Below are 26,612 nucleotides of genomic sequence, written 5' to 3'. Positions count from 1 at the left end.
GCGACCGCCAGCGAGCCGGGTCAGCGCGGCTTGAGCGTCAGGTCGGTGAGGGTCGCGTCGGGGCCGAGGCCGAGCACACCGACGATCGCCTCGGCCACGGTCTCCGGGCGGATCCAGTCGGCGGCGTCGTAGTCCTTGCCCTCGTGGGCGTGGACCTCCTCCTGCATCGCGGTGGCGGTGCGGCCGGGGTAGACCGAGGTGACGCGGACGCCGTGCTGCTGCTCCTCGCCCCGGAGGGCGTCGGCCAACGCCTTGAGGCCGTGCTTCGACGCGGCGTAGGCGCCCCACTCGGGATGGGCCACCAGGCCCGCACCCGAGTTCACGAGGACGACGGTCCCGCGGGCGGCGCGCAGCGCGGGGAGCGCGAGCCTGGTCAGCACCGCGGGCGCGACCAGGTTGACCTGGAGCTGCGACGTCCAGGCCGAGGCCGTCAGCTCGGCCACCGGGCCGAGCTCGACCACGCCGGCCGAGTGGACGAGCGAGTCGAGGCGGTCGGGGAGCTCGAGGCCGTCGAGCGACCCCGGGTCGGCGAGGTCGGCGACCAGCGTGCGTACGCCGGGCAGGGACTCCGCGAGCTCGGCGGCCCGCTGGTCCGAGCGGGCGATCGCCACGACGTCGTCGCCGCGCGCGAGGAGCCGTCGGGCGAGGTCCTCGCCGATGCCGGACCCGGCCCCCGTGAGCAGGTGAGTCATCGAGTGAAGACGATCTTGCCGAAGACGTCGCCGTCCGCCATGGCCGCGAACCCGTCGCGTGCCTGCTCCATCGGCAGGGTGCGGTCGAGCAGCGGCCGGGTGCCGGTGGCGTCGAGCATCGTGACCAGGGAGGCCAGCTCGTCGCGGGTGCCCATCGTCGAGCCGACGACGCGCAGCTGGAGGAAGAAGATGCGGGTCAGCTCGGCGTCGTCGAGCTTCGGACCGCTGGTGGTGCCACTGATGACGATCGCCCCACCCGGGCGCAGCGAGCGGATCGAGTGTGACCAGGTCGCGCGGCCGACGGTCTCCATGACCGCGTCGACCTTGACCGGCAGCCGGGCTCCCGACTCGAACACCTCGTGGGCGCCGATCTCGAGCGCGCGGGCACGCTTGGCCTCGTCGCGGCTCGTGGCCAGCACCCTCAGGCCGCCCGCGCGGGCCAGGGTGATCAGTGCCGTGGCGACCCCACCGCCGGCGCCCTGGACCAGCACGGTGTCCCCGGCCTTGAGGCCGCCCTGGGTGAAGAGCATCCGGTAGGCCGTCAGCCACGCCGTCGGGAGGCAGGCAGCCTCTTCGAACGACAGCGACGTGGGCTTGGGGACCACGTTGCGGCGCGGGACGGCGACCTTCTCCGCGAACGTGCCCTGGTGGCGCTCGGACAGCAGCGACCGCTTCGGGTCGAAGGTCTCGTCACCCGACCACGACGGGTCGCTGATGACCGCGTGGACGACGACCTCGTTGCCGTCCTCGTCGAGGCCCGCCGCGTCACAGCCGAGGATCATCGGCAGCGACTCCTCCTTCAGCCCGACACCGCGCAGCGACCACAGGTCGTGGTGGTTGAGCGACGCGGCCCTCACCTGGACCGTGGTCCACCCGTCGGGGACCTCCGGGTCGGGCCGCTCCCCCACCACCAGGCCGGACAGCGGGTCGTCGGACGAGAACTTCTCGGCGTAGACGGAGAGCATGAGCCGACCTTACGGGCACGATGGAGTCGTGCCCGTCAGGGGAGGCCAGGTCGAGCTCCGCCCGCGACCGCGCGTGCGAGGTCGCGACGGCGGTGTCGAGACCCCTCAGGCGCGCGCGACCCCGTCCCGGCGGGCGGCCTCGGCGACGGCGGCGGACACCGCCGGACCGACGCGTTCGTCGAACGGCGACGGGACGACGTGGTCCTCGGCCAGCTCGCCGCCGACGAGAGCGGCGAGGGCGTCGGCGGCGGCCACCTTCATCCCTTCGGTGATGGCGGTGGCATGGACGTCGATGGCGCCGCGGAAGATGCCGGGGAAGGCGAGCACGTTGTTGATCTGGTTGGGGAAGTCCGACCTCCCGGTCGCGACGACGCGGGCGTACCTGTGGGCGACCTCGGGGTGGACCTCGGGGTGCGGGTTGGCGAGGCCGAAGACGATGGCGTCGGGCGCCATCGAGGCCACGATCTCCTCGGGCACGGTGCCGCCCGAGACGCCGATGTAGACGTCGGCGCCGGCCATCACGTCGGCGAGGCTTCCGCGTCGGTCGTGGACGTCGGCCGTGTCGACGGCGAGGGCACGCTTGACGGGGGTGAGGTCGGAGCGCTCGGAGTTGAGCACGCCCTGGCGGTCGAGAACGGCGATGTCCGGGATGCCCGCCTCGAGCAGGATCCGGGCCACCGCGACCCCCGCGGCCCCCGCGCCCTGCACCACGACCCGGGTGGTCGCGGGATCGCGGTCGGTGAGGCGGAGCGCGTTCTTGAGCGCCGCGAGCGCGACGACCGCGGTGCCGTGCTGGTCGTCGTGGAAGACCGGGATGTCGAGCAGGGCCTTGAGCCGTGACTCGATCTCGAAGCAGCGGGGCGCGGAGATGTCCTCGAGGTTGACGCCGCCGAAGCTGGGCGCGAGCCGCACGACGGTCTCGATGATCTCCTCGACATCGGTGGTGTCGAGGCAGATCGGGATGGCGTCGACCCCACCGAACTGCTTGAAGAGGACCGCCTTGCCCTCCATGACCGGCATGGCAGCGGCGGGTCCGATGTCACCGAGCCCGAGCACCGCGGTGCCGTCGGTGACGACCGCCACCGTGTTGGGGACCCAGGTGTAGTGCCGGGTCATGGACGGGTCCTCGGCGATCGCCTCGCACACCCGCGCGACGCCCGGCGTGTAGGCCAGCGAGAGGTCGTCGCGGCCTACCAGCGGCACCGTCGAACGGATCTCGGTCTTGCCCCCGACGTGGAGGTCGAAGACCGGGTCGCCGGCGAACGGGTGCGCGAGTTGGTCTGCCACGTCGCTCACCCTTGCACAACGCCCGCCCGGTGAGCAGGGGGTCTCAGAGGGGCCGTGGCCTGGGCCACACCCGGGCCACGGCCACGCCGAGCACGTCCGCCTCGGCAACCGGGCCCCGGTGCCGGGAGTCGACGCCGTCGGGGTTGTCGCCGAGCAGCCACCAGGCCGGCTCACCGGTGCGCGTCGTACGCCGTTCGACCGCGCGCTTCACCGCGATGGTCCCGTCGGCGAACCGGGCGACGACCACGCGCCCCGGACGCACCGCGGCGCCGTAGCGGACCAGCAACCGGTCGCCCTCGGCGAGCGCCGGCGCCATCGACTCGCCACGGACGACGGCCCAGCCGACCGGGATCCGGCCCACCTGCAGGGGTGATGACACGCGGAGTAGTGTCGCAGCCGACGAGAAGCTCTCCAGCAGATAGGACACACGGACGATGTTCGACACGCTGTTCACCCGCACCCTCGAGGTCTCTGCGCACTGCGACCTCCCCTGCGGTGTCTACGACCCGGCGCAGGCCCGCATCGAGGCCGAGTCGGTGAAGGCCATCATCGCGAAGGTCGCCGACAACGACGACCCCGACTTCCGCACCCGCGCGATCCTCATCAAGGAGCAGCGCTCCGAGCTGGTCAAGCACCACCTGTGGGTGCTGTGGACCGACTACTTCAAGCCCCCGCACTTCGAGAAGTACCCGCAGCTCCACACGCTGGTCAACGAGGCCACCAAGCTGGCCGGCGCGACCGGCACGAAGGGCGAGCTCGACGCGGCCAAGGCCGACGAGCTGCTCGCGAAGATCGACGAGATCGCGGAGATCTTCTGGGAGACCAAGAAGGCGTGATCCTCGCCCGGCGGAGCCGTGCGAGACCACGCCTTCGCCGTCGGAAGCGCGGCTGAGCCCGCGAAGCCGCGACCGTGGCACCGCAACCACGAGCGACGGTCGTCAGTGCACAGAGTTGGGGCCGGCTGCCAGACATGGCGGCCGGCCCCGACTAGTGTCGGACCCGAGGCAACAGAGCAAGCCAGCCGAGCGAGCCAGAGGGAGTGTGCGTCCGCCGATGCCAGTCGCCGGGACACCCGAGGAGGGCCAGCGCGCCGACGTCGAGCTGCGGCTGCCCGCCGACAGCGCCTACGTCTCGGTGCTGCGTACGACGACGGCGAGCCTGGCCGCCCGCCTCGACTTCACCATCGACGACATCGAGGACCTGCGGATCGCGGTCGGCGAGGCGTGCGCGCTCGTGCTGCCCGATGCCGATCCGGCGAGCCCGTTGGTGGCGGAGTTCTTCCTCTCGCCCGGTCGGCTCACCGTGCGGGTCACGATCAACGGCTCCGAGCTGAGCCAGCCCGACCACGACAGCTTCGCCTGGCAGGTCCTCGACACCTTGGCGCCGGGTGCCGTGGCCGAGGTCGTCGGTGACAGCCTCCTCGTCACCTTGTCCATGCAGGCCGAGACGCTGGAGCCAAGCCTGTGACATGACGGCCGACAGCTACCGGGACGCCGGTGCGACGGGGGACGCACCGACTGCCGGTTCCGAGGAGAGCAGGGTCCTCACCGCCGAGCTCTTCGCCGTCCTCCACGGTGGCGTGGACAGTGCTGCGTCCGAGACTGCCCGCGAGAGGCTCGTGCACCTCCACCTGGCGCTGGTCCACCACTGCGCCCGCCGGTTCCTCAACCGCGGGGAGCTCCACGAGGACCTCGTCCAGGTCGGGACCATCGGCCTGCTCAAGGCCATCGACCGCTTCGACGCCGGTCGCGGGGTGGAGTTCTCCACCTACGCGACCCCGACGATCGTGGGCGAGATCAAGCGGCACTTCCGCGACAAGGGCTGGGCGATCCGGGTGCCGCGCCGGCTCCAGGAGCTGCGGTTGCACATCTCGGGAGCCACGGCGGAGCTCACCCAGCAGCTGGGCCGCTCCCCCACGCCACGCGAGCTCGCCGAACGGGTGGGCTGCTCGGTGGAGGAGATCGTCGAGGGCCTGGAGTCCAACAACGCCTACGCGACCCTGTCCCTCGATGCCGGCGACGACCACGAGGACAGCGCCGGCCGCCTCGTCGACGCGCTCGGCACCGACGACGCCGACCTCGAGCACGTCGAGATCCGCGAGTCCCTCAAGCCGCTCATCGACGCGCTGCCGGTGCGGGAGAAGAAGATCCTGCTGCTCCGGTTCTTCCGCAACCAGACCCAGTCGGAGATCGCCGAGCAGATCGGCGTCTCCCAGATGCACGTCTCCCGACTGCTCACACGGACGCTGTCGGAGCTGCGGGCGTCGCTGCACGATCCCCACTGAGGGGCCCACCTCAGCGGGTGGGGTCGTCCGCCAGCGCGTCGACGGACGCCGGATGGAGCAGACCAGCACCGGTCACCACGGCGGCCACGGTCAGCACGACCGTCAGCCACGTCGTGCTCTCACCGCGGAAGCTCCAGGCGACCCCGAGCTGCACGATCTGCGCCATCATCACGAACCCGCGCGCCCACGACGCGCGGCGGAGCAGCTGGCGGGCGCAGAACGCCAGGAAGGCGCCGTAGACCAGGAAGAAGGCGGCGGTGGTGACGCCCATCGTGACCCGGCCGCCGCTGATGCTGACGAGCTCCAGCACGCCGTAGAGGAACAGCAGGACGCCCTCGACCGCGGCGAGTGATGCGGCGACGACGAGAGGCGGCGGGTTCGGAATCCGGTCGCTCACGTCCACCTCGTCACCGGACCGGTGGCGAGACCTGCGGTCCACCCCTTGATCTCACTGGGCACGACCGCCAGACTACGGGGCGGCCGTGTGACGGAGCCGACCCGGTTACGGGGTTGTTTCACGATCCAACTCTTGTCAGGCTAGAGAGTCGCTCGTGAAGCGCGTAACAAGCCTGCCCGTCACCACCCCCGACGGCACGCGCCAGCGAGCCCGCCACGACCACCACCCCCGAGGTCAGAAGAGAGGGATTCCCCAGCCATGGATTGGCGCGACCGTTCCGCATGCCTCGACGAGGACCCGGAGCTGTTCTTCCCCATCGGCAACACCGGGCCGGCGATCCTCCAGATCGAGGAGGCCAAGCAGGTCTGCCGGCGTTGCGACGTACGCGAGCAGTGCCTGCAGTGGGCGCTCGAGGCGGGACAGGACCACGGAGTCTGGGGAGGCCTGAGCGAGGACGAGCGCCGGGCCCTCAAGCGGCGCAACGCCCGGGCACGGGTCCGCACCGCCTGATCGGCCGCGCGCGGTCACGGCCGGGGGACGTCGACCTCCACGCGGGTGCCCCCGCTCGGTGAGGCCGTGAGCCGCAGCCGTCCGGCCAGCTCGGACTCCACGAGCGTCCGGACGATGGAGAGCCCGAGGTTCGTCGAGGCGTCGAGGTCGAAGCCGGCCGGCAGGCCGCGACCGTCGTCCTGGACGACGACCTCGAGCCGTCCGCCGCCCTTGGTCACGTCGACCTCGATCCGGCCGGGCTGGTCCTCCTCGTAGCCGTGCTCCACGGCGTTCTGCAGCACCTCGGTCAGCACCATCGCCAGCGCGGTGGCCGCCTCCGACGGCAGGATGCCGAAGGACCCGGTGCGCAGGACCCGCACCCGGTCGCCCGCGGCGCTGACCTCGGTCACCATCCGGCCGAGCCGGTCGGCGATCTCGTCGAAGGCGACCTGCTCGTCGGCCGCCGTGCTCAGGGTCTCGTGGACGATCGCGATCGACCCGACGCGGCGTACCGCCTCCTCGAGTGCGGCCCGCGCCTCGGGCGTGCCGATCCGGCGGGCCTGGAGCCGCAGCAGCGCGGCCACGGTCTGGAGGTTGTTCTTCACCCGGTGGTGGATCTCGCGGATCGTCGCGTCCTTGGTCACCAGCTCGCGGTCGCGGCGGCGCAGGTCGGTCACGTCGCGGACCAGCACCAGCGCGCCGATCGGCTCGCCCTGCGGACGCAGCGGGATGGAGCGCACGATGAGGGCGACGTCGTCGGTCCCGAGCTCGGTGTCGCGGTGGACCCGGCCGCCGAGCACCGCCGACACCGTCTCCTCGTCGGGTCGGCGCCGCGCCGGCACCAGCTCGCGCGTGACGGCCGCCAGGTCGAGGCCCTCGAGGTCGCCGGAGAGTCCCAGCCGGCGGAAGAGGGACAGCGCGTTCGGGCTGGCGTAGCTGACCCGCCCACCCGCGTCGGTCCGGACGAAGCCGTCGCCGACCCGGGGCGAGTCGGCGTGGTCACCGCGCTGCCCGGGCGCGGGGAACGAGCCCGCGGCGATCATCTGGGTGAGGTCGGCAGCCGTCTGGAGGTAGGACAGCTCGAGCCGGCTCGGCGTCCGCACGCCCAGCAGGTTGGTGTGACGGCCGATCACGGCGATGACCCGCCCGGCCCGGCGTACCGGGATGGTCTCGACCCGCACCGGCACGTGGTCGCGCCACTCGGGATCGCCCTCCCGCACCAGCCGGCCCTGGCCGTAGGCCGCGTCGAGCATCGGGCGCCGGCCGGTCGGCACGAAGGTGCCAACCACGTCGTCGACGTAGGCGGTCGGCCCGGTCGTCGGTCGCATCTGGGCGCCGGCCCAGAAGCCGCGGCCCTCCCGGTCGGGCAGCCACAGGACCAGGTCGGCGAAGGAGAGGTCGGCCACGATCTGCCAGTCGGCCTGGATCAGCTGGAGCCACGCGACGTCCTCGGCATCGAGGTCGGTGTGGCTGCGCACCAGCTCGGACAGCGACGGCATGCGCCCGAGCGTAGGCGCTCGCTCACCCGCTCGAGGTCCCGCCGGGCCTGCTGGCAGGATGTGGCCCATGTCCGGGGCGTACTGGAAACAGGTCATCGACGACGGCCTCCACGTCCCGACCGACCGACCGCTCGACGAGCTGACCGCGGAGCTCACCTCGATGCTGGGCTCCCCCGACGCCGACCTGCGCGACGGCATCGCCTACCCGACGCTGGCCACGTGGGTCGAGCGCGGGGTCTACGACGACCTGCTCACCGGCCTCGGCGACGGCATGGCCGCGGGCCTGACGGTGGGCCTGGGCGAGGAGGGCACCGACACCGTCTTCCGGCGCTCCTTCAGCGTGCTGGTGCTCGCCGAGGCGGTCGTGCGCGACACGACAGCGGAGCTGGTGCCGGCGACGACGGTGCTGCGGTGGGGCGACCAGGTCGTCGGGTGGTACCTCCGCGAGCGCGACCTGCGTGGCTTCGTGGAGGGCAAGGGCTGGGCCCACGCGTGCGCCCACGGGGCCGACGCGATCGGGGCGCTCGCGGGGTCGCGCCACCTCGGGGTCCACGAGCTGACCGTCCTGCTCGACGTCGTCGCCGACCGGGTCGTCGAGGGCCGGACACCCCTGGTGGCCGGGGAGCCGGACCGGATGGCCGCCGCGGTGATGGCGGTGCTCGGCCGGGGGGTGGTGCCGATGTCGGTGGTCGAGCCCTGGCTCTCCCGGGTGGCCGCCGAGGCGGGCGCGGAGCCGCCGACGACCGGCAACGCCCAGCAGCTGCTCCGCTCGCTCTACCTGCTGCTGGCCGTCGGGCCCGACCGGCCGCCGCACCGGGCCGACCTGGTGCTGGCCACCGTCGACGCGCTGCGGGCGACCAACCACCTCCTCGCCGCTCGCTGACACCCTCCCGGCGGCGACCTACCGCCGAGTAGCCTGCGGGCATGACCGACGTCACGGACTCCAGCACCGACACCAGCGGGTCGACCGGCCTCTCGGGCCACGCCGGCGAGCTCGCGGTCGCCGTCGCCCGCGCCCACGGGGTCGAGACCATGTTCACGCTGTCGGGCGCCCACGTGTTCCCGATGTATGACGGGGCCGTCAAGGCCGAGCCGCCGATGCGGCTGCTCGACGTACGCCACGAGCAGACCGCGGCGTTCGCCGCCGAGGCGACCGGCAAGCTCACGCGCGTCCCCGGCCTCGCCGTCCTCACCGCGGGCCCGGGCGTCACCAACGGCATCAGCGCCATCGCCCAGGCCCAGTTCGCCGGGTCCCCGATGGTCGTCGTCGGCGGCCGGGCGCCGGCCAACCGCTGGGGCAGCGGCAGCCTGCAGGAGCTCGACCAGCCGCCGATCATCGCGCCCGTCGCGAAGCTCGCACGCACGATCCACACCGCCGACGGCGTGCTCGACGGGGTGCACGAGGCGTTCGTCGCCGCCGGGTCGTCCCACCGCGGCCCGGTCTTCGTCGACGTCCCGATGGACGAGTTCTTCAACTCCGCCTCGGGCGACCTGCCGACCGTGTCGCAGACCCGCGGCGCGGAGCCCGACCCCGACACCGTCTCCGAGGTCGCCGAGCTGCTGGCGAACGCCTCCCGGCCGGTGCTCGTGCTCGGCACCGACGTGTGGGCCGACCGCGCCGAGGAGGCAGCGCTGCGCTTCGTGGAGGAGACCGGGGTCCCGGCGATCACCAACGGCATGGGCCGCGGTGTCGTCCCCGGTGGCCACCCGCTGCTCGTGACCAAGGCCCGCGGCCAGGCGCTCGGCGGCGCCGACCTCGTGGTCGTCGTCGGGACGCCGCTCGACTTCCGGCTCGGCTACGGCGTCTTCGGCGGCAAGGACGGCGGCACCCCGGCGCAGGTGGTGCACGTGGCCGACTCCCCCGGCCAGGTGTCCGGCCACGCCGACCTCGCCGCGTCGCTGAGCGGCGACCTCACCCTGGTCCTCGACGGGCTGGCGTCCGCCCTCCAGCAGGTCGTACGCCGCCCCGACTGGTCGTCGTGGGTGTCCGGCCTCCAGGACACCGTCCGGGCCGCGGTCGAGCGCGACTCCGCGCTGCTGACGGCGGAGGCCGACCCGATCCACCCCGCCCGCATCTACGGCGAGCTCGTCCCGCGACTCGAGGACGACGCGGTCGTCATCGGCGACGGTGGCGACTTCGTGTCCTTCGCCGGCAAGTTCGTCGAGCCGAAGCGCCCGGGCGGCTGGCTCGACCCCGGCCCCTACGGCTGCCTCGGCGCCGGGCTCGGCTCGGCGATCGCTGCCCGCCTCGCGCGCCCGTCGTCGCAGGTCGTGCTGCTGCTCGGCGACGGCGCCGCCGGCTTCTCCCTGATGGACGTCGACACCCTCGTGCGCCACCAGCTGCCAGTCGTCATGGTCTGCGGCAACAACTCGGCGTGGGGCCTGGAGAAGGGCCCGATGCAGATGCTCTACGGCTACGACGTCGCCGCCGACCTGGCCGGCCAGACCCGCTACGACGAGGTCGTGAAGGCGCTCGGCGGCGCCGGCGAGACGGTGACCGACCCGCGGCAGATCGGCCCTGCGATGGACCGCGCGTTCGCCTCGGGAGTCCCCTACCTCGTCAACGTCATCACCGACGTCGAGGCGGCCTACCCGCGGAACACCTTCGGCATCTGAGGCGGCACCGCATGGAGCTGCGCCTCGCCGTGGCCGGTGAGCTCGACGCCGTCGGCGAGCTCACCGTCGCGGCCTACGAGCAGTTCATGCTCGGGCCGCAGGACCCCTACCGCGTCCACGTCCGCGACGCCGCGCGCCGGGCACGCGAGGCCGAGCTGTGGGTGGCGGCCGAGGGCGACCGGCTGCTCGGCTGCGTCACCTACTGTCCGCCCGGGTCGCCGTGGCGGGAGCTCGCCGGGGGCGCCGACGAGGGCGAGTTCCGGATGCTGGCGGTCCATCCCGACGCCCGCGGCCGCGGCGCCGGCCAGGCGCTCGCGGACCACTGCGAGCAGCGGGCGCGCGCGCACGGCGCCGTACGCATGCGGCTGTCCTCGCTGGCGGAGATGACGACCGCCCACCGGGTCTACGGCAGGCTCGGCTACGTGCGCGACCCGGACCGCGACTGGTCGCCGCTGCCCGACGTCCACCTGCTCGCCTTCACCAAGGAGCTCCCGTGACCGACTCCCCCGATCCCGCCCGGCTGACGTTCACCGTGACCGACGACGACACCGCGCTCGCCGTGGGCAGCGGGTCGCTGCCGGTGCTCGGCACGCCGCGACTGCTGGCGTGGTGCGAGGCCGCGACCTGCGCCGCGGTCGAGCCGTCGCTGCCCGAGGGAGGCACGTCGGTCGGCACCCGGGTCAGCCTCGAGCACCTCGCGGCCTCCCCCGTCGGCGCCGAGGTCACGGTGTCCGCCGAACCGGCGTACGTCGACGGTCGGCTCCACCGCTTCACCGTCTCCGCCCGCCATGCCGACGGCAAGCTGGTCGGGAGCGGCGAGGTCACCCGCGTCGTCGTCGACGCCGAGCGGTTCCTCTCCCGTCTGGGCTGACCCGCCCGGCCCAGGACGCGACGAGCCCCCGGCCGTTGGCCGGGGGCTCGTGTCGCTGTGTCAGCGCTCAGGCGTTGGGGCGCTTGCCGTGGTTCGCGCCCTTCTTGCGACGAGCGCGGCGCTTGCGGCCGGTCTTGCCCATGGTGTCCTCCTGGATCGGAATGCTCGGGTCAGTGTCTCAAATCGCCTCGCCGGGGGCGAATCGGGCTCAGGCCTCGGTGATCCTGACCTGGACCTCGCGGATCTGCACCATGACGCGCTGCCGCAGCTCCGAGGGCGCCGCCTCGGAGGAGCAGGAGCGGGCGACGACGGCCTTGACCGTGCGCTGGAGGTCGTACTTCTCCAGGCAGGGGGCGCACTCGTCGAGGTGGAGCTGGACGGCCGAGCAGTCGGCCTCGTCGAGCTCGTTGTCGAGGAAGTAGACGATGCGCTCGAGGTAGTCGGCGCAGTCGTCGGGGCTGTGCTGGTGGCTCACGACTCGTCCTTCCCGCCGCCGACGGTGCCGGCGGGCAGCAGGTCGTTGGTACGGACGTAGTCCGACAGCATGTCGCGGAGCTGTCGGCGTCCTCGGTGCAGTCGCGACATCACGGTCCCGATCGGGGTGTCCATGATCTCGGCGATCTCCTTGTAGGCGAAGCCCTCGACGTCGGCGAGGTAGACGGCGAGGCGGAACTCCTCGGGCAGGCGTTGGAGCGCGTCCTTGACCTGGGAGTCGGGCAGGCGCTCGAGCGCCTCGGTCTCGGCGGACTTCAGCCCGCTCGAGCTGTGGCTCTCGGCGCGAGCGAGCTGCCAGTCCTCCACGTCCTCGGTCATCGACTGCTGAGGCTGCCGCTGCTTCTTGCGGTAGTTGTTGATGAACGTGTTGGTGAGGATCCGGTAGAGCCACGCCTTGAGGTTGGTGCCGGGCCTGAACTGGTGGAAGGAGGAGTAGGCCTTCGCGAACGTCTCCTGCACCAGGTCCTCGGCGTCGGCGGGATTGCGGGTCATCCGCATCGCCGCGGCGTAGAGCTGGTCGAGGAAGGGCAGCGCGTCGCGCTCGAAGCGGGCGGCCCGCTGCTCGTCGGTCTCGGTCTCGACGTCGACCGTCTCGGGGTCGACGTCACCGGTGAGGTGATCAGTCATCGCCCCCCAGTCTAGGTCGGCCGCGGGACTCTCCATCAGTGCCAGCACGCAAGAGGGAACACCCCTACGGACGAGATGATTCCCCGACCACCTCGCGGACCAGCCACTCCAGGGTGGCCTCGACCACGATCGCCATCGCCTCGTCCTCGGTGACCGGGCCTCGCTTCGGGACCTTCAGGCCGTGGTCGGCGGCGGGGACGACGCACATCTCGGTGTCGTCGGGGAACTCCTCGGGCCGCCCGAAGGTGTCGCGCTCGCCCTGCACCACGAGCGTTCGTACGCCGGCTCCGGCGAGCTCGTCGACCCGGCTCTTCTCGGGGCGGCCCGGCGGGTGGAGCGGGAACGAGAGCGCGAGGCAGCCCGCCGCCCCGAGCCCGGCGGCACACCGCGCTGCCGACCGGGCGCCGGCGGAGCGGCCGCCGACGACGAGAGGTCCGCTCGGCCGCAACCGGGCCGCGGCGGCCCGGAGGCCGTCGTCGAGGGTGGCCGGCGGCGTGGCGACCTTGCGGCCGGCGACGACCCACGGCTGGTCGAAGAGCACCACCGTCACGCCCTGGCGCGGCAGCGCCCGCGCCAGGGCCTGCAGGTCGTGGGTGCCGGTGCCGGCGCCGGCACCGTGGCTGAGCAGCAGCGTGGCGATCGGCGAGCGCGCCCGAAAGGTCGTCGAGTGCCCCTCGCCGTGGGGCGTCGCGACGGCGACCGGCGCGCTCACACCAGCGACTCCTCGACCGGGAGCGGCTCGAGCAGCTCGGGACCGTTGTTGCGGACGTTGTTGACCAGGGTCGCGACGGGGTAGGCCTCGAGCTGGCCGGGGGCGGCGGGCACCAGGAGCTCGAGCAGCTGGTCACGGTCGGAGGTCGTCGGGTCGAGCCAGGCCGCGCGGCGGTCGCGCTCGACCATGAGCGGCATCCGGTCGTGGATGTGGCCCACCGCGTCCTCGGCCTGGGTCGTCAGCACGGTGCACGTCCACAGGAATCGGGCGGGATCGTCCTCCGACCTCGTCGGGTCGCGCCAGATCTCGTAGAGCCCGGCCATCGCCAGCACCCCACCGTCGGCGGGCCGGATGAAGAAGGGCTGCTTCAGCGGCTTGCCGTTCTTGCCCGTCACCTGGGTGGGATACCACTCGAAGTAGCCGTCGGCCGGCAGCAGGCAGCGGCGCTTGGCGAAGGGCCGCTTGAAGGCCGGCTTGTCGGCCACCGTCTCCATCCGGGCGTTGATCATCCGGTTGCCGATCGCCGGGTCCTTCGCCCACGACGGCACCAGGCCCCAGCGCAGCGCCCGCAGCTGCCGCTGGGCCGGCTCGTCGGACTCCGAGGAGGGCGGTCGCTGGACAACGGCGTAGACCTCCTTGGTCGGCGCCACGTTGTAGTCGGGCGCCAGGGGCGCGGCCAGCCGGTTGTCGACGACCTCGAACTCCTCGACGAGGTCCTCCGGCTTCCTGCTCGACGCATAGCGACCGCACATGACGGGCAGCCTACGGCGAACGGGTGACCCGGGACGTGCGACGCATCGTGTAGACAAGTGGCATGACCGTCACGCGCCTGATCGCCCGGCCGATGCTCGCCTCGATGTTCGTCGTGGGGGGTCTCAACTCCCTGCGCAACGCCAAGGAGAAGGCCGACGCCGCCGCCGTCGTCACCGACCGGGTGGTGCCGCTCGCCGAGAAGGCCGCGCCCCAGCTGCCGATCCCGAGCGACCCCGCGACCCTGGTGCGGATCAACGGCGCGGCCCAGATCGGAGCCGGCCTGCTGCTGGCGACGGGCAAGGCGCCGCGGCTGGCCTCCACGGTCCTCGCCGCCTCGCTGGTGCCGACGACCGCGGCCGGCCACCGGTTCTGGGAGGAGGAGGACCCGGGCCAGCGTGCCAACCAGAAGATCCACTTCTTCAAGAACGTCTCGATGCTCGGCGGCCTGATGATCGCCGCCGTCGACACCGAGGGGAAGCCCGGCGTCGCCTGGCGCGCCCGGCGTGCCGCCAAGGACGCCCGTCGCGAGGCCCGGCACCTCGCCGCGAGCGCCCGCCGCGAGGCCAAGCTCGCCGCGGCCCAGATCCACTGACGGATCGCTCGTCCGGGGGCTGACGACGCTCGATACGCTGCGGGGGTGACGACGAGCGCCCCTGCACCCGTGGCCGACCCCTGGCCCGCTCCGCGCGCGACGGCACCGGTCTCGGCCGTCGTCTCGCTGCCGGGCAGCAAGTCACAGACCAACCGCGCCCTGGTCCTCGCGGCGCTGTCCGACGCGCCCAGCGTCGTACGCCGCCCGTTGCGCTCGCGCGACACGAGCCTGATGGTGGCGGGCCTGCGCGCCCTCGGGTGCGGCCTCGCGACCGACGGCGACGACTGGACGGTGACCCCCGTCCCGCTGGCGGGCCCGGCCCGCGTCGACTGCGGTCTCGCCGGCACGGTGATGAGGTTCCTGCCCCCCGTCGCCGGGCTCGCGCGTGGCACGGTCGACTTCGACGGCGACCCCCACATGCGGCTGCGTCCCGTCGGCGAGGTGCTCGGCGCGCTGCGCGCCCTCGGCGTCGACGTCGAGGGCTCCGGGCTCCCCTTCACCGTCCACGGAGCCGGCCGGGTCCGCGGCGGCACGGTCACCGTCGACGCCTCGGCGTCCTCGCAGTTCATCTCCGCACTGCTGCTCGCCGGTGCCCGCTTCGACGAGGGCGTCGACGTCCTCCACGACGGCAAGCCCGTCCCGTCGCTCCCCCACATCGAGATGACCGTCGCGATGCTGCGCGAGCAGGGGGTGGTCGTCGACGACTCCGACGCCGATCGGTGGCGCGTGGAGCCGGGACCGATCCGCGCGCTCGACCGCACGATCGAGCCCGACCTCTCCAACGCCGCGCCCTTCCTCGCCCTGGCGGCGGTCAGCCGCGGGACGGTGACCGTCCGCGACTGGCCGCGGTCGACGACCCAGGCGGGCGACCGGCTGCGCGAGATCCTGGCCTCGATGGGCTGCGAGGTCGGCTTCACCGACGAGGGCCTGCGGGTCAGCGGACCCGAGCGGCTGCAGGGGGTCGACCTCGACCTCCACGACGTCGGCGAGCTGACGCCCGCCGTCGCCGCGCTCTGCGCCCTGGCAGAAGGTCCCTCCCACCTGCGCGGCATCGGCCACATCCGCGGCCACGAGACCGACCGGCTCGCCGCGCTCGCCCACGAGCTCGGGGGGCTCGGCGCCGACGTGACCGAGCGTGCCGACGGGCTCTCGTTCGGTCCCTCGCCCCTGCGGGGCGGCCTGTTCCGCACCTACGCCGACCACCGGATGGCCCACGCCGGGGTCATCGTCGGCGCGGCGGTCGACGGCGTGCTGGTCGAGGACGTCGCGACGACCTCGAAGACCTTCCCCGACTTCGCGGGCTTCTGGTCCGGGCTGGTCTGAGGCGGATCGGGTGAGCGGGCGCTACAGCGAGCACGACCACGAGCACTACGAGCGTCCCCGCCGCCGCACCCGCCCCCGCACCAAGGAGCGCCCGACCTACGACGACGCCGTCGACGGCCGGGTCGTCACCGTCGACCGCGGCCGGTTCACGCTGCTCGTCGACGGCCGCACCGTGATGGCGATGAAGGCGCGGCCGCTGGGTCGCAAGGGCGTCGTCGTCGGCGACCGGGTCCGGGTCGTCGGCGACACCTCGGGCGACGAGGGCAGCCTCGCCCGGATCGTCGAGGTCACCGAGCGCACCACCGTGCTGCGCCGCACGGCCGACGACGACGACCCCGTGGAGCGGGTGATCGTCGCCAACGCCGACCAGCTCGTGGTGGTGACCGCGCTGGCCGACCCCGAGCCACGGCCCCGGCTCATCGACCGCGCCCTCGTGGCGGCGTACGACGCGGGGATGCGGCCGCTGCTGTGCCTCACCAAGGCCGACCTCGCCGACCCGGAGACGCTGCTCGGCACCTACCGCTCCCTCGGGGTCCCCTGGGTGGTGACCCGGCGTGGCGGCGACCTGACCGGGCTCCGCGAGGCGCTGGCGGGCCGGACGTCGGTGCTGCTGGGGCACAGCGGCGTCGGCAAGTCCACCCTCGTCAACGCGCTGGTGCCCGACGCCCACCGGGAGATCGGGCACGTCAACGCAGTGACCGGGCGAGGGCGCCACACCTCGACGTCGGCGCTGCTGCTCGCGCTCCCCGAGGGCGCCGGCTGGATCGTCGACACGCCGGGCATCCGGTCCTTCGGGCTCGCGCACGTCGAGCCGGAGCGGCTGATCGGGTTCTTCCCCGACCTCGACGAGATGACCGAGGACTGCCCCCGCGGCTGCACCCACGGCGAGGACGAGCCCGAGTGCGGCCTCGACGTCGCCGTCAGCGAGGGCGACGCCGACCCCGAGCGGGTCGAGTCGTTCCGCCGGCTCCTCGTCGCGCGCAGCGGGTCCGACTGGTGAGTCGCGGCCTCAGAACCGGTTGGTGACCGAGGTCCAGAGCGACCGGGCGTCAGCGTCACCGGAGAGGATGACCAGCACCAGCACGACCGCGGAGAAGCCCGTCAGCAGCAGCGGGAGAGCGAGCTTGAGGGCACCCGTCTTCGGGTTGAGCCAGCCGGAGAGCGCGGCGACGACCCACCATCCGACGGTCGGCAGGACGAGCCGGGCGGCATAGTCCTGGTGGGCGGCGACCATCGGGTCGACCGCGAGGTCGGGGTCGGCCTCGATCAACCGCTGCCCCGTGACGAAGGCGCCGAGGATCGCGGCGGTGGCCAGCGTCGCCGAGATCAGCATCGGGTAGCGCCAGGTGTCGCGGTGCTCGACACGGATCGCGAACCACAGGCTCAGCGCGCACGCGACCGGGCCGGTGATGGCGGCAGCCAGCGCCAGCACGGTGTGCGGCGGGAGGCCGAGGATCTCCATGGTCAGAAAGGTAGGGCCACCGGGGCCCCCCGCGCGGGAGAATGGGCGAGTCGTGGCCTCCCGGTCAGGACGCGGTCCACACCGCGCGCGCTCCGGCGTCGCCCACGAGCACCACCATCACCAGCACCGCGAGCGCCGCGACGGCCAGCAGCCCGCGCAGCACCGTGCGTACGGCGCCCGAGCGGTCGTGGAGCCACCCGGCCGCCAGTGCGACCGCCCCGAAGCCCAGCGTCAGCCAGAGCAGCAGGTCGGCCCGCTCCTCGTGGAGCTCGACGTAGGGCTTGGCGGCGAGCTGGGGGTTGGTCTCGAGGAAGTTGTCGCCGCTGAGGAAGGCCGCGGCGACGCTCGCCGTCGCCGCGAGGGCGACCACGACCATCGGGATGCGGAGCCGGTCGCGCCACCGACCGACGGCCGCGTAGACGAGCGCCGTGAGAGCCGCGAGGGGGCCGAGGACGACCGCTGCGTGGACCACGAGGGGGTGCAGCGGGAGGCCGGAGATCTCCATGGGCAGGAGGGTAGGCGGAGCCGATGAGAATAGTGTGAGACACGTGGCCGACTACACCGACGACCTTCGCCTCGCCCATGTGCTGGCCGACGACGCCGATTCCCTCACGACCGCCCGCTTCAAGGCGCTCGACCTGCACGTGATGAGCAAGCCCGACCTGACTCCCGTCACGGACGCCGACGAGGCCGTCGAGGAGAGCCTGCGGCGCACGTTGTCGCGGGTGCGCTCCCGGGACGCGGTGACCGGTGAGGAGCAGGGCTCCACCGGGCACAGCCAGCGGCGGTGGGTCATCGACCCGATCGACGGCACCAAGAACTTCGTGCGCGGTGTCCCCGTCTGGGCCACGCTCATCTCCCTCGTCGTCGACGACGAGGTGGTGCTCGGCGTCGTGTCCGCACCGATGCTCCAGCGACGGTGGTGGGCCTCGGTCGGCCACGGCTCGTGGACCGGCCGCTCGCTGCTCAAGGCCACCCGCTGCCAGGTGTCCGACGTACGCCGCCTCGAGGACGCCTCGCTGTCCTACTCCTCGCTCCACGGCTGGGACGAGCGCGACCGGCTCGACGACTTCCTGTCCCTCTCCCGCCGCTGCTGGCGCACCCGCGCCTACGGCGACTTCTGGTCCTACATGCTGCTCGCGGAAGGCGCCGTCGACCTCGCCGCCGAGCCGGAGCTCGCGCTCCACGACATGTGCGCGCCCGAGATCGTCGTGCGCGAGGCAGGCGGCCGGTTCTCCTCCCTCGACGGCACCGACGGACCCTTCGGCGGCAACGCGCTGGCCTCCAACGGCCACCTCCACGACGCTGCCCTGGCCTTCCTCGGCTCGCTCCCCGACGACGACTCCGACCCCGACTCGCGCCCCCGCGGCCCCGGCTCGGTCTCCGAGCTGCGCGACCGGCGCCCGCGCGAGGACTGAGGACCTGGCGAATTCCCCGGATATCCGGGGAACCAGTCATTTCGCGTGACTGGATTCCCCCGGAACCGCACGACTCGCTCGGGAAGTCCCCGGTCTCGTACGGGCGTGTGGCCCCTGTTCAGGGGCCTGCCACCCCGCTAGCGTTGCTGCATGAAGATCGGCGACGTACTCGGCGCGAAGCCCAGCAAGGACGTGGTCACCATCTCCCCCGACGCGGGCGTGCGTGACCTGGTCGCAACTTTGGCCGAGCACAACGTCGGCGCCCTCATCGTGAGCAGTGACGGGTCGACCGTCGACGGCATCGTGAGCGAGCGCGACGTCGTGCGTCACCTCCACCACGACGGGACGGTCGTCAACAACACCGTCGGCGCGATCATGACGTCCGAGGTGGAGACCTGCGGGTCCGACACCCTGCTCGACGACCTGATGAAGATGATGACCGACCGGCGCATCCGGCACGTCCCGGTCGTCGACGACGGCCGCCTCGTCGGCATCGTCTCGATCGGCGACGTCGTCAAGCACCGCATCGACCAGCTGCAGTTCGAGCGCGACCAGCTCGACAGCTACGTGCACCAGTCGTGAACAATGGCTCTCCATGAGCAACATGGAGAAGCCCGAGATCGAGTTCTTCGACCCTGAGCCGCCGGCCGACCTCGTCGTCACCGAGCTCGCCGAGGGCGATGGCCCCGAGGCCACCGCCGGCTCGACGGTGTCGGTCCACTACGTCGGCGTCGCCCACTCCACCGGTGAGGAGTTCGACGCCTCCTACAACCGCGGGGCCCCGCTGCAGTTCCGCCTCGGCGTCGGCCAGGTCATCTCCGGCTGGGACCAGGGCGTGCAGGGGATGAAGGTCGGCGGTCGCCGTCAGCTCGTCATCCCGCCGCACCTCGGCTACGGCGACCGCGGCGCGGGCGGCGTCATCAAGCCCGGCGAGACGCTGATCTTCGTCGTCGACCTGCTCGGCGTCAGCTGACCCGGTCGACCACCGATCTCACCAGGGCAGGTCGTCCGGGACCGACTCGTCGGACACCCGGGCGGCCAGCCCGCCCAGCTCGACGACGTCGCCGAGCACCAGCTGGCGCCCGCGGCGGGTCTCGACCTCGCCGTTGACGCGCACCAGCCCCTCCTGGACGGCGGGCTTGGCCTCCGCGCCCGACTCCACCAGGTTGGCCAGCTTGAGGAACTGGCCGAGCCGGATCGACTCGTCTCGGATCGGCACGTCCATCGGCTCGCTCACAGGAGAACGGTAGCGGCGTGGATCACCACGCCGACCAGCCCGCCCACCACCGTGCCGTTGATCCGGATGAACTGCAGGTCGCGGCCGACGTGGAGCTCGATCCGGTCGGCCGCCTCCTTCCCGTCCCACCGCTCGATGGTCGTCGTGATGACGGTCGTCAGCTCGGCGCCGTAGCGCTCCACGACGAACACGGCCGCGTCGGCGGCGACGCCGTCGAGCCGGCGCCGCAGCTCCTCGTCGTCGGTGAGCCGTTCGGCGAAGCCGACCAGCTCGAGCCGGAGCCTGCGCCGCAGCTCCCCGTCGGGGTCGCGCAGCGCGGACAGCAACGTACGCCGCAGCGCGTTCCACAGCGACAGCCCCGTCGACGTGAACTGGGGGTGGTCCAGGAGCCGGTTCTTCAGACCCTCGGCGCGCTCCCGGGTCTCCTCGTCGAAGAGCAGGTCCAGCGCGAGCTGGCCCAGCATCGAGTCGAGGGCCTCGCGGGCGTGGTGGTGGGGGTCGCGGCGGATGTCGTCGACCCACCGCACGACCTCGGTGTGGAGCCGCGTCGTCACCGCGTCGTTGAGCCGGGTGGGCGCCCACCACGGCGCCCGCTCGCTCAGGACGTCGCGCACCGTGTCGGGGTGCTCGACCAGCCAGCGGTGGAGCTCCTCCAGCCCGAGGTCGACCACACCGTGGTGGAGGTCGTCGCGGACGACCTCGGTCAGCAGGCTGCCGAGCACCGGGGCGATCGGCTCCTCACGGAAGCGCGGCACCAGCGCCAGCTCGACCAGCTCGGCCACCCGGTCGTCGTCGATGCGGGAGATCGCCAGGGCAGCCACCTCCGAGACCTCGTCGACCACCCGCGTCGCGTTCTCCGGCCGCGAGGCCCACTCGCCCACGCGCCGCGAGATCTCCGCCGCGGCGACCCGCTCGCGCACGACGGCCTCCTGGAGGAAGTTCTCGCCGAAGAACTCCTCGAGGCCGCGGGCGAGCTGGTCCTTCCGCTTCGGGATCAGCGCCGTGTGCGGCACCGGCAGCCGCAGCGGGTGACGGAAGAGCGCGGTCACCGCGAACCAGTCGGCGATGGCGCCCACCATGGAGGCCTCCGCACCCGCGTTGACGAACCCCCAGAACCCGTCGCGGTCCAGCGTGAGGAGGTAGACGAGGGCGGCGAACAGGAGCAGACCGACGGCCAGGCCGCGCATCCGGCGCAGCCCGCGGCGGCGTACGGCATCGGCGGCGGAGTCGGGCACGACCGGGCCGGGCGCTGCGCCGGAGGTGCTGGGAGAGCTCGTCGTGGTGGTCATCACGGGCGATTCTCCCCCACCCGTGGGCGGCTGACATGATGGCGCGATGCCGCGCACCGTGATCACCTTCGGGACCTTCGACGTCTTCCACGTCGGGCACCTCCGGGTCATCGAGCGCGCCGCGGCCCAGGGCGACCGGCTCGTCGTCGGCGTCTCCTCCGACGCCCTCAACCTCAGCAAGAAGGGCCGCGAGCCCGTCTTCAGCCAGAGCGAGCGGATCGAGATCGTCTCGGCGCTCAAGCCGGTCGACGAGGTCTTCGTCGAGGAGAGCCTCGAGCTCAAGCGCCACTACATCGAGCAGTACGCCGCCGACGTGCTCGTCATGGGCGACGACTGGGCCGGCCGGTTCGACGAGTTCGGCGACGTGTGCGAGGTCGTCTACCTGCCGCGCACCCCCGCGATCTCGACGACGGCGCTGATCGAGAAGATCTCCGCCACCGGCTGAGCGTCCCGCGTCGGGGTCTGCGGCCGGGTTAGGGTCGAGCCGCTCAGCGACCCGGTTCTCGGACCCAAGGACTTCCCCCATGCGCCGCACCCTCGTCGCCGCCCTGATGTTCGCCCTCGCCGCCACCGCGGCACCGGCGCACGCGGCCGTCGACCGCCCTGTCCCAGCCCCCGTCCCGACCCAGCCGTCCCTCGTGCTCGACCGGGCCGAGGCCGCCCTCGACGGACGGGTGCCCGGTGACCACCGGCCCGAGGCGACGCTGGCGCTGCGCGACCTGTTCGTCTCGCTCCCCGCCCTCCGCGGGGACGACCGCGCCCACGCCGAGCGGATCCTCGCCCGCCCCACCGACGGCAACCAGGACCCCTATGGCGACGGCTACAAGGCCCGCTCGACCAGGAAGTGCTCGGACACGATCTGCGTCCACCGGGTCAAGCGCACGGCCGACAAGGCGAGCGGGAGGTTCGCGAGCACCACGCTGCGAGTGCTGAAGAAGGTGTGGCGGGCCGAGGTCGGCCGGCTGGGCTACCGGCGCCCGGTGAAGGACGGACGGCTCGGCGGTCGCGGCGGCAAGTTCGACGTCTACCTCAAGGAGCTGGGTTCCCAGGGGCTCTACGGCTATTGCGCCCCGGAGTACCGCGTCCGCGACCACCCCCGGCTGGCCAACGCCTACTGCGTCCTCGACAACGACTTCGCCAGGAGCCAGTACGGCGGCAAGCCGGTCGACACGCTCCGCGTGACGGCGGCCCACGAGTTCTTCCACGCCATCCAGTTCGGCTACGACTACCGCGAGGACCCGTGGCTCATGGAGGCGACGGCGACGTGGATCGAGGAGCGGTTCGCCGACGACGTCAACGACAACCGCCAGTACCTCCGCGAGGGGCAGGTGCGGCTCACCCACGTCCCGCTCGACACCTTCGACCGCGACCGCAGCTTCCAGTACGGCAACTGGACCTTCTTCGAGTACCTCTCGATGCGCTTCGGCAACGGGGTCGTGAAGCGGATCTGGAAGGGCGCCGGCGAGCTCCGTGGCGACGGCGGGAAGTACTCGTTGCAGGCGGTCCGTCGCGCGCTCCCGGACCGGGTGTCGCTGCCCGACCTCTACGCGCGCTACGCCGCCGCGAACGCCACCCCCGGGCGCTCCTACCCCGAGGGCTCGTCGTGGCCCACGCCCGACTGGGCCGGTGGCGGGAGGCTCGGCCGGGGCGACGTCGCGTCTGGCCGGGTGCGGATCTCCCACCTCGCGGCCCACCACTTCCGGCTGACACCCGAGGCCGAGCTCGACCGTTCCCGCTTCCGCCTCAAGGTGAGCGTGGACGGGCCGGCGCGGAAGACCTCGCCGCGGATGGTGCTGGTGCGGCTGACGCCCGGCGGCGACGTCGTCACCACCGAGGTCGCCCTCGACAAGGCGGGCGAGGGTTCCGCGACGGTGCCGTTCAACACCCTCCGCACCGAGCGGCTCTTCGCCGTGGCCGTCAACGCCTCGACCCGGTTCGAGTGCGGCAGCCACGGCACCCGCTACTCCTGCCGGGGCAAGCCGCGTGACGAGCGCAAGCTCTTCGCGCTCCGGTTCAAGGTCGTCTCGCGCCGCTGACCGGGAACCGGTCCCGGGGTCGGCACGTCCGACGACCATGACGACACCCGTCCGGGCCGCGGCGCTCGCGGCGGTCACCCTCCTGCTCACCGGCTGCGGCGGCGGGTCCCCGACGTCCGGCGGCGGGCCGGGTGCCGCTGCCGTCCCCGCTGCGGCCACGGGACCGCACGCACCCGGCGGCACCCGCTGGACCGGGATCGACGGCCTGGTGGTGGCCGTGCCCCAGGGGTGGGAGACGGTGGCCGGGACCTGCGCGTCCCCGGACGACCGTGAGGTGGCGATCCAGACCGGCGACGCGGCCGCCGTGCGCTGTGCCCTGGCCCGTTCCGGCAACCCGGCGATCACGCTCTCCCCGCCGGGTTCCCTCGGCTGGTTCCCGGGGCGCGGCGTCCGGTGCCGTGCCTCGACCTCGGGTCCGTGCTCGGCTCGGATCGGCGAGGACGACCGGGGCTTCCGCGTGACCTACCGCGGTCCCCACGCCCAGCGGGAGCTCGAGGCGTTGCTCGCTTCGGCCACGGCCGTGCCGCAGGGGTGGGTCACCGTACCCGCCATCTCCTACGGCGCCAGCGACGGCGAGAGCGTCCGGATCCTCGAGGGCGCCGGCCTCGTCGGCGTGCCCCCTGACGTCGACGGGCCCCACTACGTAGTGGGCACCGACCCGGCCGTCGGGTCACTCGTCGTCGAGGGCAGCGAGGTGGCGCTGGTCCCGGGCGACGGGTGAACGGACCCGACGGTCAGTGGCGACCGACCAGGACATCGACCCAGACCAGACGGTGGTCGCTCGCAGTCACCAGGTCGGCGTAGGGCTGGCCCGGCGCCGGCCAGAAGACGGCCGAGTCGACGATCGGGAGCGACCTGCTCGGCAGGACGTAGTCGGCACGCAGGTTGCCCGGCGGCTCGGAGAAGTCGGCGGTGTCCTGGACCGCCGGCGACCGGTGCGCCTCGTTGCCCGGCTGTGACGCGGACGCCACGACCGCCCCCTCGCTCTCGGGAACCGGTGTCGACCGGACCCGGGGGTTCTCCAGCAGCTGCTGGGCGGCCCCGGGGATCGAGTCGCCGTCGAGCGGGTCGGAGTTCTGGTCGCCCATGACCACGAACGCACCGCCCCGCAGGCCGCCGCGGCGGCCCTCGTCGTCGTAGATGTAGGAGCCCGCCCGGCCACCGGAGACGTAGTCGTCCCAGAACCGGATCTCGTCGAAGTTGCGGGTGCCGTTCCGGTCCTCGGGGCCGTCGAAGACCGGCGGCGTCGGGTGGCTGACCAGGACGTGGACCGTGCGACCGCCGACGCGCACCGGCACGTCCCAGTGGGCCTTGCTCGAGAGCCGCAGCTGGGACTGCTCCTCGGGCGAGTAGTAGTCGGTCGGCATCAGGTTGCCGGGCATGTCCTGCCACCGGAAGAGCTGGAAGGTGCGGACCCGGTCGGCGTCGATGGGGTACTTGGAGTAGACGACCATCCCGTACTGACCGGGGAAGGAGCCGAAGCCCCAGGTGTCACCCGGGCCGCCGACGGTGCCGGAGCTGTCGAGGTCGAGGCCGCTCGGGACCCCGGTGTTGACCGGCGCGCTGTAGTCGTAGGGGTAGTCGGCCGGGTCGGCTCCGCGCTGCGGGACCTCGAGGTAGTTCTCCCGGAACAGGTCGACGGCCTCGCCGCCCTCGTCGAAGTCGAACTCGTTGACGAGGACGACGTCGGGGTCGGTGCGCTGGATCGTCTCCGCGACCTGCTGTGCCTGCGCGTCGTCCGGCGTCGACAGGTCACGCACGAGGTCGCCCTCGCCGGACCGGTTGAGCGAGGCGTTGTAGGTCGCGAACCGCAGCTCCCGGTCCGGGGGGCCTGCCGCGGCGCCGGGCGCACCGGGCACGAGCAGCAGGGTGGGCAGGAGGCAGGCGGCGGCCAGCGCCGTACGGGTCCGAGACATGGCGCCGACCCTAGGCGTGCGAGGTGAACGCGGGGTGACTCAGGTGCGGGTCCTCGGCCTGGCCCGCAGGTGGGCCCGCTCCCCCTGCTTGCCGAAGAGGCTCAGCAGCTCGACCGGCTTCCCGTCCGCGGGTCCGAACCAGTGCGGGACCCGGGTGTCGAACTCGGCCGCCTCGCCGGGACCGAGGACGACGTCGTGCTCGGCGAGCCGGAGCCGCAGCCGGCCGTCGAGGACGTAGAGCCACTCGTAGCCCTCGTGGGTCTGCTGGTCCTGGTGGCCGGTGCCCCGGGCCGGGATGACGAGCTTGAAGGCCTGGATGCCGCCGGCTCGCCGGGTGAGCGGGACCATCGTCATCCCGCCCCGCTTCACCGCGCGCAGGTTGACCCGAGGGTCCCCGGTGGGCGGTGCGTCGACGAGCTCGTCGAGCGTGACGCCGTGGGCACGGGCCAGGGGGAGCAGCAGCTCCAGCGTGGGCCGCCTCGCGCCCGACTCGAGCCGGGACAGCGTGCTGACCGAGATGCCGGTCTGCTCCGAGAGCTCGGCCAGGGTCGCCTCGCGCTCCTGTCGCAGCTGCCGCAGCCGGGGTCCGACCGAGGCCAGGGTGTCGTCGTCCATGCCGGCAGTTTGCCATAGCGGCAAGGTTTCTTGCTGAAACCGAGGCGTCTCCGCAGACTCGGGGACATGACAGACGAACTCCTGGAGTCCTACGACGCGATCGTGGTCGGCGGCGGCGCCGCCGGCCTCAACGGCGCCCTCATGCTCGCCCGCTCCCGACGCAGCGTCGCCGTGGTCGACGCCGGCGCTCCCCGCAACGCGCCCGCCGAGGCCGTCCACGGCCTGCTCGGCCACGACGGGACCTCTCCTGCCGACCTGCTCGCCCGTGGCCGCGAGGAGGTACGCCGCTACGCCGGTCACGTGGTCGACGGCGAGGTGACCGCGGCGGCAACGCGGGGTGACGGGTTCCTGGTGACGCTGGCCGACGGCCGGCGCACGACCGCGCGGCGGCTGCTCGTGACCACCGGCCTGGTCGACGAGCTGCCGGACCTGCCGGGGTTGTCGGGGCGGTGGGGTCGCGACGTGGTCCACTGCCCCTACTGCCACGGCTATGAGGTGCGTGACCGGCGGATCGCGGTGCTCGGCACCGGGCCGGCCTCCTACCACCACGCGCTGCTGTTCCGGCAGCTCAGCGACGACGTCGTCCTCGTGCTGCACGACGCCCCCGAGCCGGACGACACCCAGGCCCGGCAGCTCGCGTCCCTCGGGGTCGAGGTGGTGCGGGCGCGCGCGACCGCGGTGGAGGTCGTCGACGACGCGATCCGCGGTCTGCGGCTCGACGACGGGAGCCTGCACAGGTGCGAGGTCGTCGCGGTCGCCACCCGCATGGTCGCCCGCGGCGGCTTCCTCGACCACCTCGGCCTCACCCCCGTCGACCACCCCTCGGGCATGGGGGTCCACGTCCCGGCGGACCCGGCCGGCGTGACCGGGGTGCCGGGCGTCTGGGCCGCCGGCAACGTCACCGACCTGACCGCCCAGGTGGGAGCGTCCGCAGCCGCCGGGGCGCTCGCCGGGGCCCACATCAACGCGGACCTCGTGGCTGCTGAGACGGCCGCGGCCGCCGGGTCGGTGCCGACCGCTCACAGGTGAGGCACAGG

Annotated in this window: 35 protein-coding genes; 18 read left to right on the top strand and 17 right to left on the bottom strand. The window is 72.9% G+C overall.

The annotated features are described in order from the left end of the window. Positions 1 to 20 precede the first annotated feature (20 nt). The 4 genes from ABD091_RS16175 to ABD091_RS16160 all read right to left on the bottom strand — a co-directional run bounded on the left by ABD091_RS16175 (position 21) and on the right by ABD091_RS16160 (position 3,323). A complete protein-coding gene (locus tag ABD091_RS16175) occupies positions 21 to 692 on the bottom strand; it encodes an SDR family oxidoreductase (protein WP_343920306.1) in 672 nt (223 codons plus the stop codon). Continuing rightward, positions 689 to 1,657: a zinc-binding dehydrogenase gene (locus ABD091_RS16170; protein ID WP_343920304.1), complete on the bottom strand. Its 969-nt coding sequence runs from the start codon at positions 1,655 to 1,657 to the stop codon at positions 689 to 691. Before ABD091_RS16170 ends, ABD091_RS16175 begins: the two co-directional genes overlap by 4 nt. 105 nt (positions 1,658 to 1,762) lie before the next feature. Further along, on the bottom strand, positions 1,763 to 2,944 hold the full coding sequence (locus ABD091_RS16165) for an NAD(P)-dependent malic enzyme (protein WP_343920302.1): 1,182 nt from the start codon (positions 2,942 to 2,944) through the stop codon (positions 1,763 to 1,765). A 43-nt stretch (positions 2,945 to 2,987) separates the two neighbouring features. Beyond that, positions 2,988 to 3,323 (bottom strand): S24/S26 family peptidase, encoded by a 336-nt coding sequence (locus ABD091_RS16160; protein WP_343920300.1) that lies wholly within the window; start codon positions 3,321 to 3,323, stop codon positions 2,988 to 2,990. Between the two features lie 55 nt (positions 3,324 to 3,378). Between ABD091_RS16160 and sodN the strand changes: the two genes are divergently transcribed. The 3 genes from sodN to ABD091_RS16145 all read left to right on the top strand — a co-directional run bounded on the left by sodN (position 3,379) and on the right by ABD091_RS16145 (position 5,228). After that, positions 3,379 to 3,780 (top strand): superoxide dismutase, Ni, encoded by a 402-nt coding sequence (gene sodN, locus ABD091_RS16155; protein WP_343920298.1) that lies wholly within the window; start codon positions 3,379 to 3,381, stop codon positions 3,778 to 3,780. Between the two features lie 217 nt (positions 3,781 to 3,997). Then, entirely contained in the window at positions 3,998 to 4,411 is a 414-nt protein-coding gene (locus ABD091_RS16150) for an ATP-binding protein (protein WP_343920296.1), read from the top strand. 1 nt (position 4,412) lies between these two features. Next, the gene (locus ABD091_RS16145) at positions 4,413 to 5,228 is read left to right on the top strand and encodes an RNA polymerase sigma factor SigF (RefSeq protein ID WP_343920294.1); all 816 of its coding nucleotides are present in this window, start codon (positions 4,413 to 4,415) and stop codon (positions 5,226 to 5,228) included. 10 nt (positions 5,229 to 5,238) lie between these two features. On the opposite strand, the gene ABD091_RS16140 is transcribed toward ABD091_RS16145, so the two are convergent. Beyond that, the gene (locus ABD091_RS16140; protein ID WP_343920292.1) at positions 5,239 to 5,625 is read right to left on the bottom strand and encodes a hypothetical protein; all 387 of its coding nucleotides are present in this window, start codon (positions 5,623 to 5,625) and stop codon (positions 5,239 to 5,241) included. Positions 5,626 to 5,883: 258 nt separating this feature from the next. Between ABD091_RS16140 and ABD091_RS16135 the strand changes: the two genes are divergently transcribed. Continuing rightward, the gene (locus ABD091_RS16135; RefSeq protein WP_343920290.1) at positions 5,884 to 6,135 is read left to right on the top strand and encodes a WhiB family transcriptional regulator; all 252 of its coding nucleotides are present in this window, start codon (positions 5,884 to 5,886) and stop codon (positions 6,133 to 6,135) included. A 14-nt stretch (positions 6,136 to 6,149) separates the two neighbouring features. On the opposite strand, the gene ABD091_RS16130 is transcribed toward ABD091_RS16135, so the two are convergent. Further along, entirely contained in the window at positions 6,150 to 7,613 is a 1,464-nt protein-coding gene (locus ABD091_RS16130; protein ID WP_343920288.1) for a sensor histidine kinase, read from the bottom strand. A gap of 67 nt (positions 7,614 to 7,680) precedes the next feature. Between ABD091_RS16130 and ABD091_RS16125 the strand changes: the two genes are divergently transcribed. Genes ABD091_RS16125 through ABD091_RS16110 form a run of 4 tightly spaced genes read left to right on the top strand, consistent with a single transcriptional unit; the run spans position 7,681 to position 11,100 of the window. Then, on the top strand, positions 7,681 to 8,496 hold the full coding sequence (locus tag ABD091_RS16125; protein ID WP_343920286.1) for a DUF2785 domain-containing protein: 816 nt from the start codon (positions 7,681 to 7,683) through the stop codon (positions 8,494 to 8,496). Between the two features lie 41 nt (positions 8,497 to 8,537). Further along, positions 8,538 to 10,229 carry an acetolactate synthase gene (locus ABD091_RS16120; protein WP_343920283.1) on the top strand — a complete coding sequence of 564 codons (1,692 nt, stop codon included), beginning with the start codon at positions 8,538 to 8,540 and terminating at the stop codon, positions 10,227 to 10,229. 11 nt (positions 10,230 to 10,240) lie between these two features. Next, positions 10,241 to 10,726 (top strand): GNAT family N-acetyltransferase, encoded by a 486-nt coding sequence (locus ABD091_RS16115; protein WP_343920281.1) that lies wholly within the window; start codon positions 10,241 to 10,243, stop codon positions 10,724 to 10,726. Then, positions 10,723 to 11,100, top strand: coding sequence for a thioesterase family protein (locus tag ABD091_RS16110; RefSeq protein ID WP_343920279.1), 378 nt, complete (start codon positions 10,723 to 10,725; stop codon positions 11,098 to 11,100). Before ABD091_RS16115 ends, ABD091_RS16110 begins: the two co-directional genes overlap by 4 nt. Positions 11,101 to 11,167: 67 nt before the next feature. Here the strand turns inward: ABD091_RS16110 and ABD091_RS20250 are convergent, their stop codons facing one another. The 5 genes from ABD091_RS20250 to ABD091_RS16090 all read right to left on the bottom strand — a co-directional run bounded on the left by ABD091_RS20250 (position 11,168) and on the right by ABD091_RS16090 (position 13,686). Then, the gene (locus ABD091_RS20250; RefSeq protein ID WP_369797015.1) at positions 11,168 to 11,242 is read right to left on the bottom strand and encodes a 50S ribosomal protein bL37; all 75 of its coding nucleotides are present in this window, start codon (positions 11,240 to 11,242) and stop codon (positions 11,168 to 11,170) included. 66 nt (positions 11,243 to 11,308) lie between these two features. Beyond that, positions 11,309 to 11,575, bottom strand: a complete 267-nt coding sequence (gene rsrA, locus ABD091_RS16105; RefSeq protein WP_343920277.1) for a mycothiol system anti-sigma-R factor — start codon at positions 11,573 to 11,575, stop codon at positions 11,309 to 11,311. Beyond that, the gene (locus tag ABD091_RS16100; protein WP_343920275.1) at positions 11,572 to 12,222 is read right to left on the bottom strand and encodes a sigma-70 family RNA polymerase sigma factor; all 651 of its coding nucleotides are present in this window, start codon (positions 12,220 to 12,222) and stop codon (positions 11,572 to 11,574) included. Before ABD091_RS16100 ends, rsrA begins: the two co-directional genes overlap by 4 nt. A gap of 64 nt (positions 12,223 to 12,286) precedes the next feature. Beyond that, positions 12,287 to 12,934 carry an alpha/beta hydrolase family protein gene (locus tag ABD091_RS16095; RefSeq protein WP_343920273.1) on the bottom strand — a complete coding sequence of 216 codons (648 nt, stop codon included), beginning with the start codon at positions 12,932 to 12,934 and terminating at the stop codon, positions 12,287 to 12,289. Further along, on the bottom strand, positions 12,931 to 13,686 hold the full coding sequence (locus tag ABD091_RS16090; protein ID WP_343920271.1) for an SOS response-associated peptidase: 756 nt from the start codon (positions 13,684 to 13,686) through the stop codon (positions 12,931 to 12,933). The genes ABD091_RS16095 and ABD091_RS16090 overlap by 4 nt, the downstream gene beginning before the upstream one ends. 62 nt (positions 13,687 to 13,748) lie before the next feature. Between ABD091_RS16090 and ABD091_RS16085 the strand changes: the two genes are divergently transcribed. From ABD091_RS16085 to rsgA, 3 genes are read left to right on the top strand one after another with little or no spacing between them, the layout of a single operon-like run. Further along, positions 13,749 to 14,279, top strand: coding sequence for a DoxX family protein (locus ABD091_RS16085; RefSeq protein ID WP_343920269.1), 531 nt, complete (start codon positions 13,749 to 13,751; stop codon positions 14,277 to 14,279). A gap of 45 nt (positions 14,280 to 14,324) precedes the next feature. Next, the gene (aroA, locus tag ABD091_RS16080; protein WP_343920267.1) at positions 14,325 to 15,602 is read left to right on the top strand and encodes a 3-phosphoshikimate 1-carboxyvinyltransferase; all 1,278 of its coding nucleotides are present in this window, start codon (positions 14,325 to 14,327) and stop codon (positions 15,600 to 15,602) included. Positions 15,603 to 15,612: 10 nt separating this feature from the next. After that, the gene (gene rsgA / locus ABD091_RS16075; protein ID WP_343920265.1) at positions 15,613 to 16,602 is read left to right on the top strand and encodes a ribosome small subunit-dependent GTPase A; all 990 of its coding nucleotides are present in this window, start codon (positions 15,613 to 15,615) and stop codon (positions 16,600 to 16,602) included. 9 nt (positions 16,603 to 16,611) lie between these two features. Here the strand turns inward: rsgA and ABD091_RS16070 are convergent, their stop codons facing one another. Together ABD091_RS16070 and ABD091_RS16065 are read right to left on the bottom strand one after the other, a co-directional pair. Continuing rightward, positions 16,612 to 17,064 (bottom strand): hypothetical protein, encoded by a 453-nt coding sequence (locus ABD091_RS16070; protein WP_343920263.1) that lies wholly within the window; start codon positions 17,062 to 17,064, stop codon positions 16,612 to 16,614. A 64-nt stretch (positions 17,065 to 17,128) separates the two neighbouring features. After that, on the bottom strand, positions 17,129 to 17,569 hold the full coding sequence (locus ABD091_RS16065) for a DUF2231 domain-containing protein (protein ID WP_343920261.1): 441 nt from the start codon (positions 17,567 to 17,569) through the stop codon (positions 17,129 to 17,131). A 43-nt stretch (positions 17,570 to 17,612) separates the two neighbouring features. Between ABD091_RS16065 and ABD091_RS16060 the strand changes: the two genes are divergently transcribed. The 3 genes from ABD091_RS16060 to ABD091_RS16050 all read left to right on the top strand — a co-directional run bounded on the left by ABD091_RS16060 (position 17,613) and on the right by ABD091_RS16050 (position 19,455). Then, entirely contained in the window at positions 17,613 to 18,482 is an 870-nt protein-coding gene (locus tag ABD091_RS16060) for an inositol monophosphatase family protein (protein WP_343920259.1), read from the top strand. A 150-nt stretch (positions 18,483 to 18,632) separates the two neighbouring features. Continuing rightward, complete coding sequence (locus tag ABD091_RS16055; RefSeq protein ID WP_343920257.1) at positions 18,633 to 19,064, top strand: CBS domain-containing protein; 432 nt, start codon at positions 18,633 to 18,635, stop codon at positions 19,062 to 19,064. 22 nt (positions 19,065 to 19,086) lie between these two features. After that, positions 19,087 to 19,455: an FKBP-type peptidyl-prolyl cis-trans isomerase gene (locus ABD091_RS16050; RefSeq protein WP_343920960.1), complete on the top strand. Its 369-nt coding sequence runs from the start codon at positions 19,087 to 19,089 to the stop codon at positions 19,453 to 19,455. 18 nt (positions 19,456 to 19,473) lie between these two features. Here the strand turns inward: ABD091_RS16050 and ABD091_RS16045 are convergent, their stop codons facing one another. Next, positions 19,474 to 19,707, bottom strand: a complete 234-nt coding sequence (locus ABD091_RS16045; protein ID WP_343920958.1) for an RNA-binding S4 domain-containing protein — start codon at positions 19,705 to 19,707, stop codon at positions 19,474 to 19,476. A gap of 8 nt (positions 19,708 to 19,715) precedes the next feature. After that, the gene (locus ABD091_RS16040) at positions 19,716 to 21,008 is read right to left on the bottom strand and encodes a DUF445 domain-containing protein (RefSeq protein WP_343920255.1); all 1,293 of its coding nucleotides are present in this window, start codon (positions 21,006 to 21,008) and stop codon (positions 19,716 to 19,718) included. 46 nt (positions 21,009 to 21,054) lie between these two features. Between ABD091_RS16040 and ABD091_RS16035 the strand changes: the two genes are divergently transcribed. From ABD091_RS16035 to ABD091_RS16025, 3 genes are all read left to right on the top strand, one after another. Continuing rightward, positions 21,055 to 21,453 (top strand): FAD synthase family protein, encoded by a 399-nt coding sequence (locus tag ABD091_RS16035; protein ID WP_343920253.1) that lies wholly within the window; start codon positions 21,055 to 21,057, stop codon positions 21,451 to 21,453. Between the two features lie 79 nt (positions 21,454 to 21,532). Next, positions 21,533 to 23,044, top strand: coding sequence for an MXAN_6640 family putative metalloprotease (locus ABD091_RS16030; protein ID WP_343920251.1), 1,512 nt, complete (start codon positions 21,533 to 21,535; stop codon positions 23,042 to 23,044). A 37-nt stretch (positions 23,045 to 23,081) separates the two neighbouring features. After that, positions 23,082 to 23,765: a hypothetical protein gene (locus ABD091_RS16025; protein ID WP_343920249.1), complete on the top strand. Its 684-nt coding sequence runs from the start codon at positions 23,082 to 23,084 to the stop codon at positions 23,763 to 23,765. A gap of 13 nt (positions 23,766 to 23,778) precedes the next feature. Here ABD091_RS16025 and ABD091_RS16020 read toward each other — a convergent pair whose 3' ends face one another. Together ABD091_RS16020 and ABD091_RS16015 are read right to left on the bottom strand one after the other, a co-directional pair. After that, entirely contained in the window at positions 23,779 to 24,960 is a 1,182-nt protein-coding gene (locus tag ABD091_RS16020; protein WP_343920247.1) for an endonuclease/exonuclease/phosphatase family protein, read from the bottom strand. Between the two features lie 39 nt (positions 24,961 to 24,999). Next, positions 25,000 to 25,575, bottom strand: a complete 576-nt coding sequence (locus ABD091_RS16015; protein ID WP_343920245.1) for a helix-turn-helix domain-containing protein — start codon at positions 25,573 to 25,575, stop codon at positions 25,000 to 25,002. A 66-nt stretch (positions 25,576 to 25,641) separates the two neighbouring features. Here ABD091_RS16015 and ABD091_RS16010 point away from each other — a divergent pair, with 66 nt between their 5' ends. Then, positions 25,642 to 26,604, top strand: a complete 963-nt coding sequence (locus tag ABD091_RS16010) for an NAD(P)/FAD-dependent oxidoreductase (protein WP_343920243.1) — start codon at positions 25,642 to 25,644, stop codon at positions 26,602 to 26,604. Positions 26,605 to 26,612: the final 8 nt, after the last annotated feature.

Origin of the sequence: Nocardioides aestuarii, assembly GCF_039527245.1 — a bacterium.
Taxonomy (GTDB): Bacteria; Actinomycetota; Actinomycetes; order Propionibacteriales; family Nocardioidaceae; genus Nocardioides; species Nocardioides aestuarii.
Note: the sequence above shows the minus strand (reverse complement) of the source record. Positions and strands in the feature narration are given on the sequence as shown.